General features: G+C 66.2%; 4 protein-coding genes. 3 read left to right on the top strand and 1 reads right to left on the bottom strand.

Annotation, left to right across the window (positions count from 1 at the left end; genetic code table 11):
• The first annotated feature begins 41 nt into the window (after window positions 1-41).
• From ACXJ7R_RS25520 to ACXJ7R_RS25510, 3 genes are read left to right on the top strand one after another with little or no spacing between them, the layout of a single operon-like run.
• On the top strand, window positions 42-1,553 hold the full coding sequence (locus ACXJ7R_RS25520) for an ABC transporter ATP-binding protein (protein WP_457154251.1): 1,512 nt from the start codon (window positions 42-44) through the stop codon (window positions 1,551-1,553).
• The gene (locus tag ACXJ7R_RS25515) at window positions 1,553-2,608 is read left to right on the top strand and encodes an ABC transporter permease (RefSeq protein ID WP_457154250.1); all 1,056 of its coding nucleotides are present in this window, start codon (window positions 1,553-1,555) and stop codon (window positions 2,606-2,608) included. Before ACXJ7R_RS25520 ends, ACXJ7R_RS25515 begins: the two co-directional genes overlap by 1 nt.
• On the top strand, window positions 2,605-3,549 hold the full coding sequence (locus ACXJ7R_RS25510; RefSeq protein WP_457154249.1) for an ABC transporter permease: 945 nt from the start codon (window positions 2,605-2,607) through the stop codon (window positions 3,547-3,549). Before ACXJ7R_RS25515 ends, ACXJ7R_RS25510 begins: the two co-directional genes overlap by 4 nt.
• 28 nt (window positions 3,550-3,577) lie before the next feature.
• On the opposite strand, the gene ACXJ7R_RS25505 is transcribed toward ACXJ7R_RS25510, so the two are convergent.
• Entirely contained in the window at window positions 3,578-4,345 is a 768-nt protein-coding gene (locus tag ACXJ7R_RS25505; protein ID WP_457154248.1) for an SDR family NAD(P)-dependent oxidoreductase, read from the bottom strand.
• Between the last annotated feature and the right edge of the window lie 143 nt (window positions 4,346-4,488).

The following is a 4,488-nucleotide window of genomic DNA, read 5'->3' as shown; positions in this document are numbered from 1 at the left end:
GGGTGAAGAGCTGCGCCAACGCCATCTCACCGGGAGCCATCTTGCCCGCCCCACTCATCGAAATGCTCGGCATCACCAAGAGCTTCGGCGCCGTCAAGGCGAACGAGGCCGTTGATCTCAGCGTCGCGCCGGGCGAGATTCTCGGTCTTCTGGGCGAGAATGGCGCCGGCAAGACGACGCTGATGAACGTGCTGTTCGGCGCCTATGCGCCCGATGCAGGTGAGATCCTCATCCAGGGCCAGCCGGTGCGGATCGCCAGTTCGGCCGATGCGCTGGCCGCCGGCATCGGCATGGTGCATCAGCATTTCCACCTGGCGCCGAGGCTGACTGTGCTGGAAAACCTGCTCATCGGCATATCAGGCCGATCAGGGCGGATCGACCGCGCCGGCGGGATGGCGCGGCTGGCGGAGATCGGCCGCCAACATGGGTTGACGCTTGATCCCGACCTTCCGGTGTCGGCGCTGTCGGTCGGCGAGCAGCAGCGGCTCGAAATCGTCAAGGCGCTGTTTCGCGGTGCCAGGCTGTTGATCCTCGACGAGCCGACAGCGGTGCTGGCGCCAACGGAGGTCGACGGGCTGTTTTCGGCGCTGCGCTCGATGGCGGCACAGGGTCTCGGCATCATCTTCATTTCGCACAAGCTCAATGAAGTGCGGGCGCTGACCCATCGCTGCACGGTGCTGCGGCATGGCCGCGTCGCCGGCCGTGTCGATGACCCCGCCAACACGACATCTGCCGCAATGGCGCAGCTGATGTGCGGCCACGAGATCGTGCCGCCGGCCAGGGGGCCATCGACCCCCGGTGGAGCGGTGCTGACGCTCGACGGCATTTCGACATCGCGGCATTCGGGCACGGCGTTGCGCGACGTGTCGCTTTCGGTCCGCGCTGGCGAGATCCTCGGTATTGCCGGTGTCTCGGGCAATGGTCAGCGCGCCCTGGCGGAAGTGATCTCCGGCGTGCGCGTGCCCGATGCAGGCCAGATGACCATTGCCGGCCAGAAAGTGTCTGTGTATTCGCCGCGCGAGGTGCAGGCGCTCGGTCTCGGCCGCATCCCGGAAGACCGCATGACGACCGGCCTGGTCACCAACCTGCCGCTCGCCGATTCGATGGTGCTGCCGCGCATCGGCACGGCGGCGTTCAGCAGCAGGGGCCTGCTCAAGCCAGATGCGATCCGTGCCTTCGCCGAGGCGCAGATCAAGGCCTATGACATTCGCTGCCCCGGACCGATGACCCGCGCCGGGGCGCTGTCGGGCGGCAATCTGCAGAAAGCGCTGCTGGCTCGCGAACTCGCCTTCGATCCGAAGGTGCTGATCGTCTCGCAGCCGACGCGGGGCCTCGATATCGGCGCCGCCCGCTTCATCCATGAAAAATTCCTCGACATGCGGGCCAAGGGCTGCGGCATCATCGTCATCGGCGAGGATCTCGAGGAACTGCTGGTGCTCTGCGACCGCATCGCGGTGATGTATGAGGGCCGAATCGCCGGCACGCTCGACAGCGCCGATGCGACGGTGGCCCGGCTTGGGCTGATGATGACCGGCGCGGAGGGGCACAGCTGATGTTTCGCCTGGAAGTCCGCACCTCGACGCCCGCCTGGTTCAATTTGGCCCTGCCGCTGCTGGCGATCGCAGCCACGCTTGTCCTGTGCAGTGGGCTGATTGCGTTGGCCGGCGCCGGCGTCATCGATGCCTATGGCGTGATGTTCACCGCCTCGCTGGGCGACAGCTACGCCATCACCGAAACGATGGTGCGTGCCGCGCCGATGATCTTCACCGGGCTGGCGGTGGCGGTCGCCTTCCGGGCAAAATTCTGGAACATCGGTGCCGAGGGGCAATTGCTGGCCGGCGCGGTGGCCAGCTGCTTTGTCGGCGCGATCCCGATGCCGGGGCCGCTCGCCATGCTGTTGATGGCGGCGGCCGGTGCCGCTGCCGGCGCGGCGGTTGCCTTGGTGCCGGCGACACTGCGGGTCAAATTCAAGGTTGACGACGTGGTCAGCTCGCTGTTGCTCAACTCGGTCATCTACTATGCGCTGATGGCACTGATCGAAGGGCCGTGGAAAGACAGTTTCAGCGGTTATCCAATCTCGCCGCCGATCGAGGATTCGGCGAATTTCCCGGTGCTGCTCGAAGGCACGCGGCTGCATCTCGGCGTTGTCGTGGCGCTGCTGGCGGCGCCATTGATCTGGTTCCTGATCGTGCGCACGACGCTCGGCTTCCGGATCAGGGTCACCGGCGAGAATCCCGAAGCCGCACGCTATGGCGGCATCCATGTCGAGCGGGTGCTGATCTCGACCGCGCTGCTGTCCGGGGCTCTGGCCGGGCTCGCTGGGGTCGGCGAGGTCGGCGGCGTGCATTTCCAGGTGATGAGCGACATCTCGCCGGGCTACGGCTATTCCGGCATCGTCGTCGCCATGCTGGCGCGGCTCAATCCGCTCGGCGTGGTGCCGGCGGCGATCTTCCTGGCCGCCGTGATGACCGGCGCCGAGGCGATGTCGCGCGCGACCGGAGTGCCGGCCTTCCTCAGCGATGTCATCCAAGGCACCGCATTGCTTGCCATGCTGGTGGCGCTGCTGTTCACCGCCTACCGCATCCGCCGCGTCGGAGTGACCCGATGAGTGCCGTGTTCGAACAGATCTTTCAGGTCGGCTTCCTGGCCGCGATCATCCGGATCGCCACGCCGCTTGCCTTCGCGACGCTTGGCGAAATGTTCTCCGAGCGCGCCGGCGTGCTCAATCTCGGCATCGAAGGCATCATGCTGTTGTCGGCGATGACCGGCTTCACCGCCACCAGCCTCAGCGGCAGCCTGTGGCTCGGCGTGCTCGTCGCCGTGCTGACCGGCATGCTGATGGGCGCGCTGCATGCGCTGTTCACGGTGGCGCTGGGCCTCAGCCAGCATGTCTGCGGCATTGGTGTCACGCTGTTCTCTTCGGGCCTCGCCTATTTCCTCTATCGGCTGATCTTCGGCCAGCAATCGGTGCCGCCAAGCATCAAGGGGTTCGAGACGCTGCCTATCCCGGTCCTCTCCAGCTTTCCGGTGCTCGGACCGGCGGTGTTCAACCAGTTTGCGCTGGTCTACATGGCGATCCTTGCCATTCCGCTGGCCGCCTTCGTCCTCTACCGCACGCCCTGGGGCCTGTCGGTGCGCATGGTCGGCGAAAATCCGCGCGCCGCCGATTCGGCCGGTGTCAGCGTCATCGCCACGCGCTTCCAGGCGGTCATCCTCGGCGGTGCGCTGATGGGGCTGGCCGGCGCCTTCCTGTCGATGGCGCAGTTCAACGCCTTCACCTTCGGCGTGGTGTCGGGGCGCGGCTGGGTGGCGATCGCGCTCGTCGTGTTCGGCCGCTGGGATCCGTGGCGTTCGGCAGGGGCTGCGCTGCTGTTCGCCTTTGTCGATGCCTTGCAACTGCGTATGCAGGCGAGCGGGCTGGGGCATATCCCCTACGAGGCATTCCTGATGCTGCCCTTCATCTTCACCATAGTCGCCATGGCTGTCATGTCGCGCAACGCGGTGGCGCCGTCGGCCCTGCTCAAGCCGTTTCGTCGCGAGGAGCGCTGACAGCCAAGGGCTGTCAGCGTCCAGCTGGTCACATGGCGGTAAAGCCGTTGTCGACGAACAGATGCGTGCCGTTGACGAAGCTGGATTCGTCGCTGGCCAGGTAAAGCGCGGCCCTGGCCACCTCTTCCGGCTCGCCGATACGGCCCTGCTGCGCGGCCAGTGCGGCGTCTGAGACATCGATGCCGAGCCGACCGAGATCGGCAACCTCGCGCAGGCCGTGCGGCGTGCGGATGAAGCCGGGGCAGACCGCGTTGCAGCGGATGTTGCGGTCGCGGAACTCGACGGCGATGGCGCGCGCGAACATGTGGCAGGCGCCCTTGGTGGTGTCGTAGAGCACCTCCATCGGTGTTGCCGCCACTGCCGAGATCGACGAGGTGCAGACGATCGAGCCGCCACCGGCCGATATCATGCCGGGCAGCACGGCGCGCGTCATCAGGAACATCGAGCGCACGTTGACGGCATGCAGCCAGTCCCATTCCTGCACCGTCGTCTCCAGGAACGGCTTTATGACGATGGTGCCGGCATGGTTGAACAGGACGGTGATCGGGCCGAGTTTTTCGGTCGCGCCCTTCACCGCCGCCTCGACCTGGGCTTCATCGGACACGTCGGCGACCCAGTGTTCGGCTATGTGTCCCCGCGCGCGGATCGCCACCGCGGTTGCGGCCGCCGCCTCCCCGTTGCGGTCGATGATCGCCACCTTGGCACCTTCCGCGGCGAACAGCTCCGAAGCCGCTCCGCCCATCCCCGTCGCGCCGCCCGAAATGATGGCGACCTTGCCGGCCAGTCTTGCACCCATTTTCCTGCTCCCCTGTCTGACGATTTCATGTTCGCCGATCGCGCGATGCTATCGTGCGCGCTCCGGGCGGCCAATGCATGATTTGGGTGCAGCGAGGACAAGGCCATAGGTTCATTCAGGGCAAGAGCAATGCACGGCGTGAC

The sequence above is a fragment of the Mesorhizobium sp. P5_C1 genome, from assembly GCF_054049815.1.
The sequence above is the reverse complement of the archived record's forward strand: the minus strand, read 5'-3'. Positions and strand labels throughout refer to the sequence as shown.

What these genes read in the sequence shown, in the direction of transcription:
- ACXJ7R_RS25510 (WP_457154249.1), top strand. Translation starts at nt 2,605, where the DNA reads ATGAGTGCCGTGTTCGAACAGATCTTTCAGGTCGGCTTCCTGGCCGCG.
- ACXJ7R_RS25505 (WP_457154248.1), bottom strand. Translation starts at nt 4,345, where the DNA reads ATGGGTGCAAGACTGGCCGGCAAGGTCGCCATCATTTCGGGCGGCGCG.
- ACXJ7R_RS25515 (WP_457154250.1), top strand. Translation starts at nt 1,553, where the DNA reads ATGTTTCGCCTGGAAGTCCGCACCTCGACGCCCGCCTGGTTCAATTTG.